The sequence below is a fragment of the Actinacidiphila sp. bgisy167 genome (assembly GCF_057707665.1).
On sequence record NZ_JBYIQP010000088.1, the window covers coordinates 1 to 14,875 of the forward strand.

Genomic DNA, 14,875 nt, shown 5'->3' on the forward strand with positions numbered 1-14,875 from the left:
CTTTTGGGGTGGCCCCCCCACACCCCGACTGGAACGGGTCCCGGATCAAGGACGCCCTGGTCTCCACGTCCGTGGCGACGCCGAACATCCCCGCGGACTCCGGCGGCAACGGACGCGTGGACGCGGTGGCCGCCACCAGCAGCACGCTCGTGGCCACCGCCACCGCCGATGCCGGGATCCACCCTCCGGGCGGGGCAGCCGGAGGGACCGTGACCCGTACCGTCGAATGGGCCAACTCCGCTGACACCGCCGTCACCGTGGCGCCGCGGGTGGACGCCCCGGGCGCTCCCGACGGCCTGTTCAGCGTGGCGGACCGTCAGATCACCGTGCCCGCCCACGGCACCGCCTCCACCACCGTGACCACCACGCTCGACCGTGCTCCGGCGGGATCCCGCTTCACCGGGCACGTCGAGGGCGTCGTCGACGGCAAGGCCGTCACGCGCACCCTTCTCGCGGTCAGCACGCGCGACGAGTACCACCACCTGCGCATCCACGTCACCGACCGCGCCGGTGACCCGTTGGTGGGCCCGGTGCTGTACCAGCGCAAGGGCGACGAGTACGCGCAGATGCTGTGGACCGACCTCGACGGCGTGCTGGACACCGTCGTCCCGCCGGGCACGTACACCGTCTGGACGTGGGGCGCCGTACGCGGCGTCCACGGCGAGTCCTCCTACGGGCGGGCGCTGCTGGCCAGGACGGGCGTCGTCGTCGGCAACGCCGACACCGACACGACCCTGGACGGCACGAAGCTGCGCAGAACCGAGGTCGTCACGCCGAAGACGTCCACGGACAGCGACATCCGCATGGACTTCACCCAGTCCTTCGAGGACGGCTCCCCGGCGGTCACCGACACCACGACCCTCGGCTCCGGCTTCGACAGCGTGTGGGCGCTGCCCATGCCGAAGGCCGCCGGCGGCGACCTGGCGTACACGGTCCGCTGGCGCATGCAGCAGCCGCTGCTGGCGCTCTCCTCCGGTGACCAGGTCTTCGACGACCTGTGGCTGCAACCCGGTTCCGGCCGCCCCACCGAGGGCGCCAAGACGCTGCCGACCGTCTTCGCGGGCAGCGGCACCGCGGCGGAGTACGCGGCCGCGGGCGTGGGCGGCAAGGTCGCAGTGGTCCGTTACACGGGCAGCGACAAGCAGGTCACCGCTGCACAGAAGGCAGGCGTCGCCGTGCTGGTCATGGTGAACGACCTGGACGGCCGGCTGCGCGAGCCCGTCCGCCGCACGGACCTCGTCGTCGCGGGCATCTCGCGCACCGAGGGCGAGACCCTGATCGGCCGCATCCAGGACAGCCGCACCGGCTCCGTGCCGATGCGGGTCGTGGGCCACGCCGAGACGGACTACCTGTACGACCTGGTGCACACCTGGCACCGCACGATCCCGCAGAAGCAGACCTACGCGCCCGCCGAGCACCACCTGGCCCGGGTCGACGTCGGCTTCCGCAGCGAACCGGGCACGGATGTCGACGAGTTCCGCTACGACATCCAGCCCTACCTCGGGGCGAAGGTCGGCGGCACCCGGCTGTCGACGGCCGGCGCCGAGCGCACGGACTGGGTCACCCCCTCCGGTGAGGCGACCTGGATGGAGGAGGCCGCCAACGGCATCCGCTCGATCCAGTCCTCCGGCCTGGTCGGCTACCCCGCGGGGCGCACTACCGACGTCCAGTGGTTCGGGCCCGTCGAGCACCCGCGCATGAACGAGAGCCAGCGGCTGCCCCAGCGCAACGGCGACGTCCTCGACGTGGCCATCCCGGCCTGGGGCGACGGCGGTCGCGACCACGCGGGGGTGATCGGCCCGGGCACCACCTCCCAGGTGAACGAGCTCTACCAGGGCGACGCCCTGGTCACCCGCACCGACGGCGGGTGGCTCGGCGGCGACGTCCCTGCGGCGTCGGGCCACTACCGGCTGGTGACGTCCACCGAGCGGACGGAGGGGTACCCGTACTCCACCGCGACCCGCACCGAGTGGGGCTTCACCTCCGCGACGCCGCGCACGGACGACCCGCAGGTGCTGCCGCTGCTGCAGCTCGACTACGGGATCACCACCGACGCGGCGGGCGCCGCCCGACGCGATGCCGAACTCACGGTGATGCCCGCGCAGTTGCCGGGTGTCACGGCCGCGAAGGTCCGCACCGACGCGGTCGAGGTCTCCTACGACGACGGCCGGACGTGGCGCAAGCTCACGCTGCGCGGCGCGGCCGACGGCGCCGCCCGGGTCCGGCTGGACGCGCCACGGCGGGCGGAGTTCCTGTCGCTGCGCGTGCGGGCCTCCGACAAGCAGGGCAACACGGTGACGCAGACGGTGATCCGGGCGACCGGCCTGGCCTGATCCTGCTGCACGCACCGCGCGGCCGGTCCCTCCTCCGGGAGGGGCCGGTCGCGTCGTCGTTCCCTGGCCCTTCATCGCCCCGGACCGGCAATCGAAGGTGCTCGCCGGGTGCCGGGAGCGGGCCTGGGCCGCCACCGGCACTCCGTGATCGGATGGGCCCGTGAGACAGCACGGGCGTGAGGGGGGCGAGGTGGCGTCGGCGGAGAAGACGTGGGCACGGGCCACGGTATGGCTGCTGTCAGCCGTGGCGGCGCTGGCCGTCGGGGTGGCGATGGTCGTGCAGACGAGCCGGGCACTGGAGCGGGAGCGGGAGTTCCGCGCCGCGCCGGCGTGTGCCTCCGTGCCGGTCGAGGCGTCGGAGTGCCGGTGGGAGCAGCGCTTCACCGTGCGGTCGGCGGACACGCACAGCGGTTCGCGGAGCGAGTCGCCCGGAGCCGTCCTGACACCGCCGTCGGGCGAGCCGTGGTACGTGACGTTCCGGCAGACCGGTCCCGTGCTGTCGCGGTTGGAGGAGGGTGACGAGGTCGTCGGCGTGGTGTGGCGGGGGCGGCTCGTCGACCTGCGGGACGCGGCGGGGCGCTGGCAGGAGACCAGCGACGGCCCTCTGGAGTGGCCCGAGGACCGGCTCGGCGGGGCGCTCGCGGGTCTCTCGTTCGGTCTGATGGGCCTCGTCGGAACGCTGTGGCCTCTCCTCGCGCGGGGACCGCGCCACGCGAGCGCGGCGCGCGCGGTGCGGTGGCACGGCGTCGCCATGGCGGTGGCGGCCATCGTGACGCTCTGGGTGCAGGCGGCCAACGACTGGCCCATGTGGTCCCTGCCGGCGACCTGGGCGCCGCTGGCGCTGCTTCTGCTGGCCTCCGCGGCGGTCTTCGCCGCGGCGCGACTCCGCGGCGAGTTCGAGGACGACGCCAAAGGTATGAAGGCAGCCACGCGTGGGGCACACCAGACGCCGCACCCGTACACACCACCCGTCGCCCGGAACGTCGGCGACCGTCCGCAGTGACAGCCGTGCACCCGGCCCGACGAGGCCCCGCACACCTGGCAGACCGCGGTGTCCAGCGGCGTCCGGGCCCGCACCACAGCGGCAGGCACGGGCCACCTCATGATCGTTGATCTTCGACACTCCCATGATCACGAAGCCCGTGCCTGCTCTGCTATGCACCCCAACCGGTCACAACCCGACCAACCGCCCGACCCCGGACCTCGCCCAAGCCCTGGCGGTGGGGCCACCGGCCCACCGCCCGCCACCAGCCTCGTGAATTCAGCTACGACGCTGGCTGGCCCCTGATCTGACGCCCTGATAGTAGAAGGGTGCCCCCGCCGAGTAGCCGGGAGGGATCTCACCTCCCGGCTCTCACAGAACCGTGCGTAACAGTCGCCCGTTACACGGCTCTTGTCGCTCTGATCGTCAGGTCTGGACGGCGTTGACGGTGTAGCGCCAGTGCGCAAACATGCGGGGGTATCGCTGGGCGATCTCCTGCATCTTCGCGATGGCCTTCCGTCTGGCCGCGAGCCGCTTGTACTTTCGGCGGATCCAACGCACCAAGTAGGCGTTGATGCGCATCAAGATGGGGTCCAGCTCCCACGGACGAAAACGCCCGTAGTAGTTGATCCAGCCCGCCACCACAGGGTTGATTCTGCGGGCGAGCTCCTGGAAGGACAGTTCCGAGCGGGTGTGTAGGTGCCAGGACCGCAACTCCCGCCCTATCTTCTTCAGGGCGTCCTTGCTGGCCGCCGGGTCGATCGCCAGGAACTGGTTCCCGTGGCGACTCCGGTTCTTCCTGGCGCGGAACGTGTACCCGAGGAAGGTGAAGTCCGTGTGCTCGTAAGCGCCACGGCGGCGACCGTCCTTGCAGTAGATGATCCGGGTCTTGTCCGGGTGCAGCTGCAACCCGACTTCGACCATCCTGTCCGTGAGCGCGGCCAGCACATAGCGGGCCTGGCGCTCGGAGACGCAGTGCAGCACCGCGTCGTCCGCGTAGCGTTCGAACCAGACGGACGGGAACTTCTGATCCATCCATGTGTCGAACGCGTAGTGCAGGAACAGGTTCGCCAAGACAGGAGAAACCGGGGCACCTTGTGGGGTCCCCCGCTCCCGCTCCAGCAGGGAGCCGTCGGGCATGACGAGCGGGGCGGCAAGCCACCGCCGAACATACAATTTCACCCAGACGGCGTCGGTATGCGCTTCCACCGCCTTGACCAGCAGGTCCCAGGGCACACTATCGAAGAACTTGGCGATATCGAACTCCACCACCCAGTCCCTTTTCCAACAGCGTTCCCGGCATTTTCCTACCGCGTCCAAGGCAGACCGACCTGGCCGGTATCCGAAGCTGTCCGGATGGAAAACTGGCTCCACCCTTCGCATCAAATGCCGGGCCACCACGGCCACCGCGGGCTGTCCGGCGTCCCCGGCTCCGGGCAGGTGTGGTTCGTCGACGCCCTCTACCGCGACCACGCTGAGGTCGAGGACCGCGTGAAAGCGATCAAACGGGTCGGGCTCGGACTGCTGCCCTCGAAGTCCTGGCAGATCAACGCCGCGTGGGTCCTGGCCGCCACGATCGCTGCCGACCTTGACGCATGGACCCGGCTCCTCCTCCTGCACGACGAACCCGAGCCGGCCAAGGCCGAGCCCGAGACGATCCGCAGGAAGCTCTACCACCTGCCCGCCCGCCTCACCACCCACGCCCGCAGACGCACCCTCCACCCCGACCGCGCCTGGTCATGGGCGCCGACGTTCACCACCGCCTGGCAACGGGCCACCCAGCTTCCGGCCCTCACCTGACGGCCGGCCACCACCCGACGAGGACCAGGAAGGAGCAGACTGGCAGGACCCCGGCCCGCGGAACCCGACGCACCCGCAGCGACATGGACGGCCAGTCCCGACACAGCATGGGACATACCGGGCAACCAAGCCGCTCACGCCGTCACCGCCAGCCCTCGGAAGAATCGAGGTCAGCAGTCCCTTCTAAACGGGTGCCCACCTGATTCATGACACTCCCTGGGTTATTCGCAGATGTTGATGGTGGTGTCTTTTCCGAGGTCGAATTGGATGGTGGTGGGGGTGTGGGGAAGGTGGACGACGGCGTTGATGAATTCGATGGCGCGGTTGGCGGCCTGGGGGTCGGTCCGGTGTTCCGGTGCGATGGACACGATGGGCTGGGTCTTTTGTTCTGCGGGGGCGCTGAGCAGGGCTGCCCCGGCCTTGACGTATTCGGTGTACTCGGGTGTGCCGGTGGGCGGCAGCATGCTCGTGTCGAGCAGGTATCGGTGACTTTCGGGGCCCTGGCGAAATGGCTGGACCGGGTCGTGCACCGGGTTCTGCGGTGTTGTTGCCTGGACCTGGGTGCTGGCGGGTTCTGCGGTGTCGAGGCGAGGGGAAGTGGTTGTACTGGCCGATGCCGGCGCGCCGGTCGTTCGTTCCTGCGATGGGGGTGTGGCGCCGGTGGCGGCGTCTTCTTGTGGAGCGGTATCGGTGCGTGGTTGGTGTGTGTCGAGGACGTTCTGGATGCGGATGCGTCGTGGATCGCCGGCGGGCAGTTCGTCGAGCTTCGTCTGCAATACTTCGCGGTTCAGGCGGTTGGTGCGGGAGTTTTCGATTTCTACCCGGCCGATGTACGGGTCGGGCACGGTGTTGCTCTCACCCACCGGTAGAGGTTGAGTGCTTCGGTTCCGCGACTGGAAGAGGGCCTCTTGGTCGTAGAGGTCGCTCAGTCTGCTGGCTATTTTGTCGTAGTACTGACGGACGGTCTGGAGGTCGGGCTTGGGATCCGCGCCGAAGAACCTTATTTCGAGCAGCACAAGAGGGATGCCAGCGCCGCTATTGTCCAGCTTCTCGAATGTCGTCATGGTGCCGAACGTGTTGTCTGGCGAGACTATCGTGCCGTACTCCGGATCCAGCGCGTCTCGTACGTAGTGCGTCAGGGGTTGAATTGTGTCCGGCGCGTGCGGCACAAGATCCAGCAGGGTGAGGTTGGGATTCTGCTGCTTGTACTTATTCCGGAGGACGAACGCTACCGCCCGGTTGAATTCGGTGAAATGATCCTCCATGTCTCTGCGGATGTATTCGGCCTTATTCTTCAAGTACTCGTTGACGCGCGGAGGGAGGGCTTCCCTTATGGCCGACAGCGGGTTGCGGCTGAGGATCGGGGTGAAGTTCTTCGCCACCACCTCGGAGTCCACTTCAGTGACCTCGACGTAGTAATACCTCAGGACGGCAGCGAGGTGCGTGTAGACGAGCGCGGTGAAACCGGAGAGCATACGGGATTCCATTGCGGTAGTTCGACTTTCGCCGCGCCCCCTGTGCTGCTGCAAGTATTCCAATCCCACTTTGCTGCCGAATTTTATGCCGTGATCGAGGTTCGCCATCGATTTCCGGATCACGGGAACGACTTCCCGCGCCCTCCCCTCTTTTCTCGTGAATTCGAGGAAGGCGTGCAGGCCGGTCAGCGGAACTCCTGCGGTGAAGTGGATGCTGAGCTTTTCGGCCACGTCTGGCGGGTCGTCGTTGCCGAAGACCGTGGCGTCGACTCCCTCCGCGACCCTGAAACCCTCGCTCTCCGGGAACACGTCAGAGAGCGATCGCCCCTCCTCTGAAGAGAGACTGCTCAGCCGGTTCAGGACCACAGCAACGTCGGCGAACACTTCGTTCGCTGAGAATCCTGCTGTTTCCCTGCTGTGGACCCTCATCGGACGAGAGGTGATCTCAACGATCGATCGGCCGTTCAGATCCTCGTCTGCCACGAGTTGCAGCGTTCGGGTACTCATCAAAGATTCTTTGGAATCCGACGAGACTGGAAACTCGGTTTCGAGCTCCATGCCGAGCATGCCGTAGTGGTGGCTCGTAGGTGCGTCGACCAGGCTCTGGGCGGGGGCGGATGACTGGGGCTGGACGGGGAGGGCGGCGATGTCGACTGCCCGGCCGGTGGGGTCGATGACGGTCATGCGGGTGCCGCGTCCGGCCCGAATCCATCGTCGAGCCTGATCGTTCAGTGCTTCCACGGTGTTGGACGCCTGGGGGTCCACGCGCACGATGTGGGGCAGTCCCGTGGCCGGGTCAGTGCCGATGTGGGCGTAGAGCAGGGCGTGCCCGATGTCGTCCCTTCCTTGTTCGAGGAGGAGGGCTGTGCTTCCGCGGCCGGCCTGGTGCAGTGCTGTGATGATCTGGTCGACGGTCGACACAGGCATCCACGTTCCGCCCGGAACGAGTCGGTCCTCGGCCCGGTGGGAGCCGGCGGCGCTGTCGTCCACGGTGGTGGCCGGGCGGATCGCGTGGCGGCCCGGCAGAGCCGCGTGGATCTCTGCTGGGTGCAACCGCTCGAGCAGGGCTTCCATGAGGGAGACGCAGTTGAGCACGTTGGGATCGGCGGTGAACGCGTCCATCCCTATGCCGGCCCGCCCCGCGGTCTGCTTGACCGCGGTATCGACCGCGTCGCGGAGGAACGCGACCGGTTCTTCACCGCGCTGCCAAAGGCCGGTCAGGCCCTCTGGGGTGGTAGTGGTCGGGCCGGTGGTGCTGGTGTCGGCAGGCTGGGGCGTGGTGGCGCGGCCGCGTGGGGTGTCCAGGAACGCGTGAGGTGAGGGGGGTTGTTCGCGCCGGCCGGCAACGCTGTTGGACGCGGGGGTGTTCGGGCGGCTCGATGTCTGGGCGTCGTGACGTGACATGTCTGCCGTGGCGTCGCGCAGAGAGCGAGGCGTGTCCCGTAGCGATTCGTCGCTCCCCGCGAGGCGAACCGAGACGAAATCTCCGGTGGCTGTCTCGATCTGTTGGAGGGAGGAACTCGTCGTATGGTCCAGCACAGCAACCGCGGCGAACTCCTCGTCGAGTTCTTCGGACAGATGGCGGCCGGGGTGGCCGGTGTCGACCAGTTCTGCTTCAGCCTGATCAGCGGCCGGGGTCTGCGGTGTGCGCCGCCTCGACGATCCCGCCAGCGGTGTGTGCTGCTCGTTCGATCCGGTACGTCGATCCTCCACCTCCCATCCATGCGCGGTGTGGAGGAGGCGGTCGCGTTCGTCGCGCGTGAGGACGGCGGTCAGGCGGTGCGAGGGGATCCGGGTGAGCGCTCTGAGCGCCTGTTCCGCCGTCATCCCCTGGGGCGGACCGGCCACCACGTCTTGGTAGACCTCGGCCGCTTGCTGGACGTGCTCCATGAAAGCAGTGAGATAGGCGGGATCGAGGGTGCCGGTCCCGGCGAGGACGTCCCCCACGGGCGAGGGCATCTCGAAACACAGCCGGGCAAGAATACGATGACCCACGAGAACGGAAATCCCTTCACATCAACTACTGAACCACAAGAAGAGCGCCTGAACCGGCCGATACCAATCGGGCCACTGCTGATGACCGAGGCCTGTGCTCAGGAATCCACCACACTCTACTTGCAGGGTCTTTGATAGCCGTCTGTGCCGTTCTGAGGGGTGTCAGTAACTGGTGGCCATGTCCACAAACCGGCTGTAGTGGCCCTGGAAGGCCGTGGTGATGGTCGCGGTGGGGCCGTTGCGGTGCTTGGCCACGATGAGGCTGGCCTCGCCGGAGCGGGGTGAGGCCTGGTCGTAGGCGTCCTCGCGGTGCAGCAGGATCACGATGTCGGCATCCTCCTCGATCGAGCCGGACTCGCGCAGGTCGGAGACGACCAGGGTGTTGTCGGCGCGCTGCTCGGGTCCGCGGTTGAGCTGGGACAGCGCCACGATCGGGATCTCGAGCTCCTTGGCCAGGAGCTTGAGGTTGCGCGAGATCTCGGAGACTTCCTGCTGGCGGCTCTCGGGCCGGCGGGCGGCGCCAAACTGCACCAGCTGCAGGTAGTCGACCACGGCAGCTTCAGGTCGCCCTTCTCGCGCAGACTGCGGGCCTTGGCACCGAGTCGTCGATCTACAGCAGGGCGTCGACCAGGTCGGCGCTGGGCAGGTTGACCTTCCGCCGCAGTCCGTCGCCGAGGGTGGCGTTGGGGATGTGGGTGCGGCGGCACCTTAGCCTGCGCGGACAGCAGCCGCTGGGTAACCTCCAGGCGGCCCACTCCGCAGCCGTGACGTCTGGCCGGGCGTGCCGGCCGTACGCCGCCGGCTCGGCTGCCCCGTCTGGAAACGCGACGGTGCCGGCCCTCCTGGCGGACGAGGAGGGCCGGCACCGTGGTGTGCGGTGACGTCAGCCGATGGTGACGAGGGTGCCGGCCCCGTTGGAGTAGCCGACGTAAGCAGTGGCGGGGCGGTCGGACGGGACACCGCTCCACGAGGCGGTCAGCGTCAGCAGGACGCCGGGCTTCGTGGTGGCGCGCTGCGGAGTCACGCTGAAGGCGCCGGCCGTCGGGGTGCTGTCCGGGCCGATCAGGTTGGCCTGGAGGGAGAACGGGAAGTCCCCCAGCTGCGGCTGGCTGCCCAGGGTCATCACGATGGCCTGGTACTTCCCGGGCTTCATGCTCGGCACGCTCACCACCGGACGCGTCTCGTCCAGTGCCCAGTTGCCGACGACATACGGCGTCTGGCCGTTACCCGGGTTCTAGGCCGGCCCGCCCTGGAATGGAGCTTCGACGAGCAGGTCCTGCAAGCCGAGGCGGCGGCGGACGGCTGGTACGCGCTCATCACCTCCCGCCCGCCCGAAGCATCCGATGCCGCCCAGGTCCTGCTGGACTACAAGGGCCAGGGCGCAACCCATGCGGTGCTGTGTGCCTGCTCGTCCGTCCTGGCGAATGATCGGATCCGTCCGGAACGGTCGGGTGCGGCCGGGCCGGCCGCTGCCAGGGTTGACATCGAAAGGGAGGCCTCGTGATCTCGGCACTCAACCAGCTCGTCGATCTCGTCGAGCACCACCTCGCGGAGGAACCCGACGTCCGGGGTCTGGCAGCGACGCTCGGCACGACCGAGTACCACTTGCGCCGGATGTTCTCGTCTCTGGCTGGGATGCCGCTGTCGGAGTACGTGCGTCGGCGGCGCATGACCGTTGCCGCCGCCGACGTCGTCCGAGGCGAGGGCGATCTGCTGAGCATCGCCGTCCGGCACGGATACGGCTCAAGTGAGGCGTTCGGACGCGCGTTCCGGGCGGTCCACGGCGCCGGTCCCGGTGACGTGCGCCGCGACGGAGGCCCCTTGCACACACAACCGCGGCTCAGGTTCCGCCTGACCGTCGAAGGGAGCAACCCCATGGACACCCGCCTCATCGACCGACCCGCGTTCCGGCTCGTCGGACACGCGGCCCGGGTCCCGCTCATCCACCAGGGCGTCAATCCCCACATCCAGCGGCACATCGCCGCACTGCCGCAAGAGGAGCACCTACGGCTGAAGGCCCTCGGCGACACCGAAACCGGGAGGCCTGCTGCAGGTCTCCGACGACCTCGAGCCCGACGGCGGGGAGGGCAGCGAACTGACCTACCTGCACGGAGTGGCCCTCGCCCAGGACACGGCGGCCCCGGACGACCTCGACACCATCGAGGTGTCGGCTGGGAGGTGGGCGGTCTTCCGCACCAGCGGACCGCATCCGCAGGCCCTGCAGACGACCTGGGCGGCGACCGCGACCGAGTGGTTCCCTTCCAACCCGTGGCGGCTGCGGCCGGGGCCCTCGATCGTCGCGGTCCTCGAGCGCGCGGACGACTTCAGTACCGCCACGTGCGAACTGTGGCTGCCTGTCGAACCGGCGTGAGGCACCATCGGACACGGTTGAGTGCTTCGGTTGGCGGATTCCGCCGACCGGAGCACTCCGTCACACCCGCCTGCACCCCGCACGGGATGGTCTTCGGCAGAGCGCGGAGCGCCCTGAGGCGCGTTGCGACCGGTACCGCGCCCGAGCGCCGTACGGCCGACACACCCACAACCATTGCATACAGTATTCCAGCCCGGTAGTGTCGGGCCATGCTGCAGACGAATCCCGAAGACCTGGCCCTCTCCGCGATCACGCGGTCGGCGGCGACTCGTGCGGGCGCCCGTGCACGGCGGGGGCGGGCATGACGACCTACGGCGATGACGCGACGATCCGGCGGATACTCACCGCCACCGGCGGCACCTGGGCCGTGGTGGGCCTGTCCGACAACCCCGAGCGAGCCGCCTACCGCGTGGCCGCGAAGCTGCAGCGCATCGGCAAGCGGGTGGTGCCCGTGCACCCCAAGGCCGAGGCGGTGCACGGCGAGCGGGGCTTCGCGTCCCTGGCGGAGATCCCCTTCGCGGTGGACGTGGTGAACGTGTTCGTCAACTCCGCCCTCGCCGGGGGCATCGCGGACCAGGCCGTCGCGATCGGCGCCAAGGCGGTGTGGTTCCAGTTGGGCGTCATCGACGAGGCCGCCTACGCCAGGACGCGCGACGCGGGCCTGCTCATGGTGATGGACCGCTCCGCGGGTCGGGAGATCCCCCGCATGGGACTCATCTGACGGACGGGAGCACTCTGGTGCGGGCGCTTCGGGGGCGGATCCGACGCGGCGGTTCCTGGCGTAGTCGACGAGCCGGTCGGGTCCGGGGTTCTCCGCCGGCCATCCCGAGCGGGCCAGGTCGCGGCAGCGGTCCGCCACGAACGCGTCACCGAGGGGCTCGGTCCGTCCGGCGCGGCGTCCCGGCCGCAGCCAGGAGTCGGCAGCGGCGTCGGGCCGGCATGGGAGGCCGCCGAAAAACCGAGGGCGGGACGGGCGCGCGCCGGTGCATACTCCGGCGGTGATCGTCGTGCAGCCCGTGCTGGAACTCGCAACCGCGGACGGCTTCGCCCTATGGCCGGTGGCCGAGCGCGCACCGTTCACCTTCATGCCGCTCCATGGCGCCATGTCGGAGGCCGAGGTCGGCACGGCCGCGATGACCATCGCCGCCTACAACCACGTACGGGTGGACGACGAGGCTCCGCCCACCCGGCCCCTTGATCCCGTCGAGTATTTCGTGAAAGCACTGCTGGACGGGAGGGACGTCCAGGCGCCGGGCGGTCTTCAGGTCGCCGACCCCCTGGGAGGAGTCGTGCTGCGGCCCGGCTGCTGCAACGGCCTGGAGGAATGGCGCGACTGGTTCGACGTCCTCGACGGGCCCGGCCATGCCGGCTTCGGCCACGACCCCTCACCGCTCGCCGAACGGCATGGCGACACCGTGTTGTTGACGGTCGACACCCAGAGGGACGACAGTCCGGTGCTCGCGGTCGACATCGACGTGCTGCGACGCGGGATCGAAGGCGCCGAGCGGGACCTCGCGGGGTTCCTCCGCGCCGCCGCCGCCTGGGCGGCGGCACGTCTGGCCGGTCATGCCGTCCCGGTCGTCGCCGCGCTGGCCCGTGGCATCGGCATGCCGCCGCCCCAGGGGTAGCGCGGCCGCCGCGACCACGTCAGCCCGCGCTCAGCGGGTACCCGATGCCTGCGATGTCCTCGGCCAGCTCGTCGAGCGTGACCTCCGGGTTCAGTGTCGCGACGACCCGCGCGGTGAGCGGGCGCAGCGCCTGGACATGGCGTACGGCGTCCAGGTCGACCGGTACCCCGTAGTACTCCTCGGCGAAGGCGCGGAACGCCTCGGGCGAACGGTCGGTCAGCAGCTCGAACAGATACGCCGCGCCGTCGGCGTCCTCGCGGTCCTGCGGCAGCTCGACGGGGCCGTGCCGCCACGCGTCGTCCCCCGCCTCACGCCACAGGCAGACGGTCGCGACCGGCACCCCCTCCTCGTCGCAGAACGCGGGTTCCTCGACGTACGGACGGAACACATCGGGGACCTCGTCGAGAACGCCGGGCCAGGGCTCATGGTCCTCCGATCCGTAGGGACTGAGGGGCGACTCGTGGTCGAAGCCGCGGACGAAGGCCCCGGCGGCGGAGAACACGATCGCGTACTCGTCGCCCGATCCGTTGCGCACGGAGGCCATCTCCTCCCCCGTGTCCCATGCGGCGTCGAAGGAGTGGTAGCGCGTCTCCCACTCGGGGCTGAGGATCGCGTCGAGCATCGCCAGCGAGCGGCAGTGGTCGCGCAGTTCGGCGATGGAGGGCAGTCGTGGGGCAACGTCGTGAACGGTCACCCGCATATCCAAGCCCATGACTCCGACATCCCCGGCCCGGGCCCCCTCGCCCCGCGGAGATCGGTGCCGCGCGCACTCCCTGTGCTGCTGAGCATGGTCACGCGAAAGCGCTACGGAGGGCGGAGATGCCTCCACGCACCCGAAACGCACCCGAAACGGCGGCACGGCCGGGATCGACGCGGCCCTGGGACGCCGGTCGCCGCACGAACGCCCCGTCCCGCCCGCCAGGCCGGGCAGGCCGGTCTGCGTCGGCTGAGCGTTCCGCCGGGACCTGGGCCAGAATGGTCGGGAGGTGAGCGCGATGACGCCTTGGCGGGTTCGGGATCTGGAGGAACGCGACCTCGACCAGGTCGTACGGATCTGGGAGGAGTCCCGCGAGACCTCCGAGGACCCGGCGGTGACCCTGGCGGAGGTGGTCGGGGCCCTGCGCGCGGGGGCGCCGGCCGTGGTGGCGATGGTCGGCGACCGGGTGGTGGGGGCCGCGGTGTCCTCGATGGCGCAGGAGCGGGCCTGGGTGCTGCGGTTGGCCATCGCCCGGCAGTGGAGACACCACGGGATGGGCTCTGCGCTGCTGGCCGCCCTGGAGGAGAACCTGGCGGAGAGGGGGGTGCGCCGGATCGGCGCGCTGCTGCCGGCGGGCGAGGTCGGGGAGCAGGCGTTCAGGAACTCGGGGTACTCCTGCCGCCCGGGTCTGAGCTACTTCGAGAAGGTGCTGTCCGCCGACTCCGCGGAGGCCACGCTGCTGGACCAGCTCGGTGGCGAGGTCCCGGAGGCGGGGCTGTGGGACCGCATCGCGGGCATGTCCGCGGAGAAGGAGCTCATCGAGCGGCGGCTGGTGCTGCCGCTGGAGCATCCGGAGGTCGCGGAGCGCTACCGCCTCGTGCCGCCGCGTGCCGTTGTCCTCTTCGGCCCACCGGGCACGGGCAAGACCACGTTCGCCAAGGCGGTCGCCTCCCGGCTGGCGTGGCCTTTCATCGAGGTGCTCCCGTACCAGCTGGCCGAGGACGCACACGGGGTGGCGGACGGGCTGCGGCGGCTCTTCGCCCGGGTCGAGCACCTGGAGCAGGTGGTGCTCTTCTTCGACGAGGCGGAGGAGATCGCCTCGGAGCGGCAGGACCCGTCCACCCTCGCCCACCGGGTGACCAACGAGCTCCTCAAGCTCATCCCGCAGTTCCGGCGCGGCGAACGCCGGCTGCTGATCTGCGCGACCAACGCGGTGCGCTCGCTGGACCCGGCCTTCCTGCGGCCGGGACGCTTCGACTTCCTGATCCCGGTCGGCCCGCCGGACCTCGCAGCGCGGCGGGCGATCTGGATCCGCTACATCGGGCCGGACCGGGTGGCGGACATCGACCTGGACGCCCTGGTCGAGGCGAGTGACCGCTTCACTCCGGCGGACATCGAGTACGCGGCCCAGGCCGCCGCGCAGATCGCCTTCGAGCGGCACCTGGCGACGGACCCGCGCACCGCGGCGGAGCTGACGCACCGCACCGAGGACTATCTGCACGCGATCGCCCGTACGCGCACCACCCTCACTCCCGAGGACATCCGCGCCTTCGACCACGATCTGCGCGCAGCCGCCCGCGTGTGAGGAGCGGGG

8 protein-coding genes and 4 pseudogenes are annotated in these 14,875 nt (G+C 69.6%); 6 read left to right on the plus strand and 6 right to left on the minus strand.

Annotated elements, in window-relative coordinates:
- Positions 1 to 2,333 (plus strand): annotated as a pseudogene (locus AC3ET4_RS25920) (hypothetical protein); the annotation flags it as partial.
- Positions 2,334 to 3,243: 910 nt separating this feature from the next.
- On the opposite strand, the pseudogene AC3ET4_RS25925 reads toward AC3ET4_RS25920, so the two are convergent.
- Both AC3ET4_RS25925 and AC3ET4_RS25930 read right to left on the minus strand, forming a co-directional pair.
- A pseudogene (locus tag AC3ET4_RS25925) lies at positions 3,244 to 3,413 on the minus strand (ISL3 family transposase); the annotation flags it as partial.
- A gap of 328 nt (positions 3,414 to 3,741) precedes the next feature.
- Complete coding sequence (locus AC3ET4_RS25930) at positions 3,742 to 4,698, minus strand: reverse transcriptase domain-containing protein (protein ID WP_431953470.1); 957 nt, start codon at positions 4,696 to 4,698, stop codon at positions 3,742 to 3,744.
- Here AC3ET4_RS25930 and AC3ET4_RS25935 point away from each other — a divergent pair.
- Positions 4,672 to 5,115, plus strand: coding sequence for a transposase (locus AC3ET4_RS25935; protein ID WP_431953472.1), 444 nt, complete (start codon positions 4,672 to 4,674; stop codon positions 5,113 to 5,115). The genes AC3ET4_RS25930 and AC3ET4_RS25935 overlap by 27 nt on opposite strands.
- A gap of 221 nt (positions 5,116 to 5,336) precedes the next feature.
- Here the strand turns inward: AC3ET4_RS25935 and AC3ET4_RS25940 are convergent, their stop codons facing one another.
- The 3 genes and pseudogenes from AC3ET4_RS25940 to AC3ET4_RS25950 all read right to left on the minus strand — a co-directional run bounded on the left by AC3ET4_RS25940 (position 5,337) and on the right by AC3ET4_RS25950 (position 9,738).
- Positions 5,337 to 8,585 (minus strand): hypothetical protein, encoded by a 3,249-nt coding sequence (locus tag AC3ET4_RS25940; RefSeq protein ID WP_431953474.1) that lies wholly within the window; start codon positions 8,583 to 8,585, stop codon positions 5,337 to 5,339.
- Between the two features lie 162 nt (positions 8,586 to 8,747).
- Positions 8,748 to 9,151 (minus strand): annotated as a pseudogene (locus AC3ET4_RS25945) (DnaB-like helicase C-terminal domain-containing protein); the annotation flags it as partial.
- 317 nt (positions 9,152 to 9,468) lie between these two features.
- Positions 9,469 to 9,738 (minus strand): hypothetical protein, encoded by a 270-nt coding sequence (locus AC3ET4_RS25950; protein ID WP_431953476.1) that lies wholly within the window; start codon positions 9,736 to 9,738, stop codon positions 9,469 to 9,471.
- Between the two features lie 347 nt (positions 9,739 to 10,085).
- Here AC3ET4_RS25950 and AC3ET4_RS25955 point away from each other — a divergent pair.
- The 3 genes and pseudogenes from AC3ET4_RS25955 to AC3ET4_RS25965 all read left to right on the plus strand — a co-directional run bounded on the left by AC3ET4_RS25955 (position 10,086) and on the right by AC3ET4_RS25965 (position 12,584).
- Positions 10,086 to 10,956: pseudogene (locus tag AC3ET4_RS25955) on the plus strand (AraC family transcriptional regulator).
- A 301-nt stretch (positions 10,957 to 11,257) separates the two neighbouring features.
- The gene (locus AC3ET4_RS25960; RefSeq protein ID WP_431953477.1) at positions 11,258 to 11,677 is read left to right on the plus strand and encodes a CoA-binding protein; all 420 of its coding nucleotides are present in this window, start codon (positions 11,258 to 11,260) and stop codon (positions 11,675 to 11,677) included.
- Positions 11,678 to 11,954: 277 nt separating this feature from the next.
- Entirely contained in the window at positions 11,955 to 12,584 is a 630-nt protein-coding gene (locus tag AC3ET4_RS25965) for a hypothetical protein (protein WP_431953479.1), read from the plus strand.
- A gap of 19 nt (positions 12,585 to 12,603) precedes the next feature.
- Here AC3ET4_RS25965 and AC3ET4_RS25970 read toward each other — a convergent pair whose 3' ends face one another.
- The gene (locus tag AC3ET4_RS25970) at positions 12,604 to 13,284 is read right to left on the minus strand and encodes a hypothetical protein (RefSeq protein ID WP_431953496.1); all 681 of its coding nucleotides are present in this window, start codon (positions 13,282 to 13,284) and stop codon (positions 12,604 to 12,606) included.
- Between the two features lie 265 nt (positions 13,285 to 13,549).
- Here AC3ET4_RS25970 and AC3ET4_RS25975 point away from each other — a divergent pair, with 265 nt between their 5' ends.
- A complete protein-coding gene (locus AC3ET4_RS25975) occupies positions 13,550 to 14,866 on the plus strand; it encodes an ATP-binding protein (protein ID WP_431953497.1) in 1,317 nt (438 codons plus the stop codon).
- Positions 14,867 to 14,875: the final 9 nt, after the last annotated feature.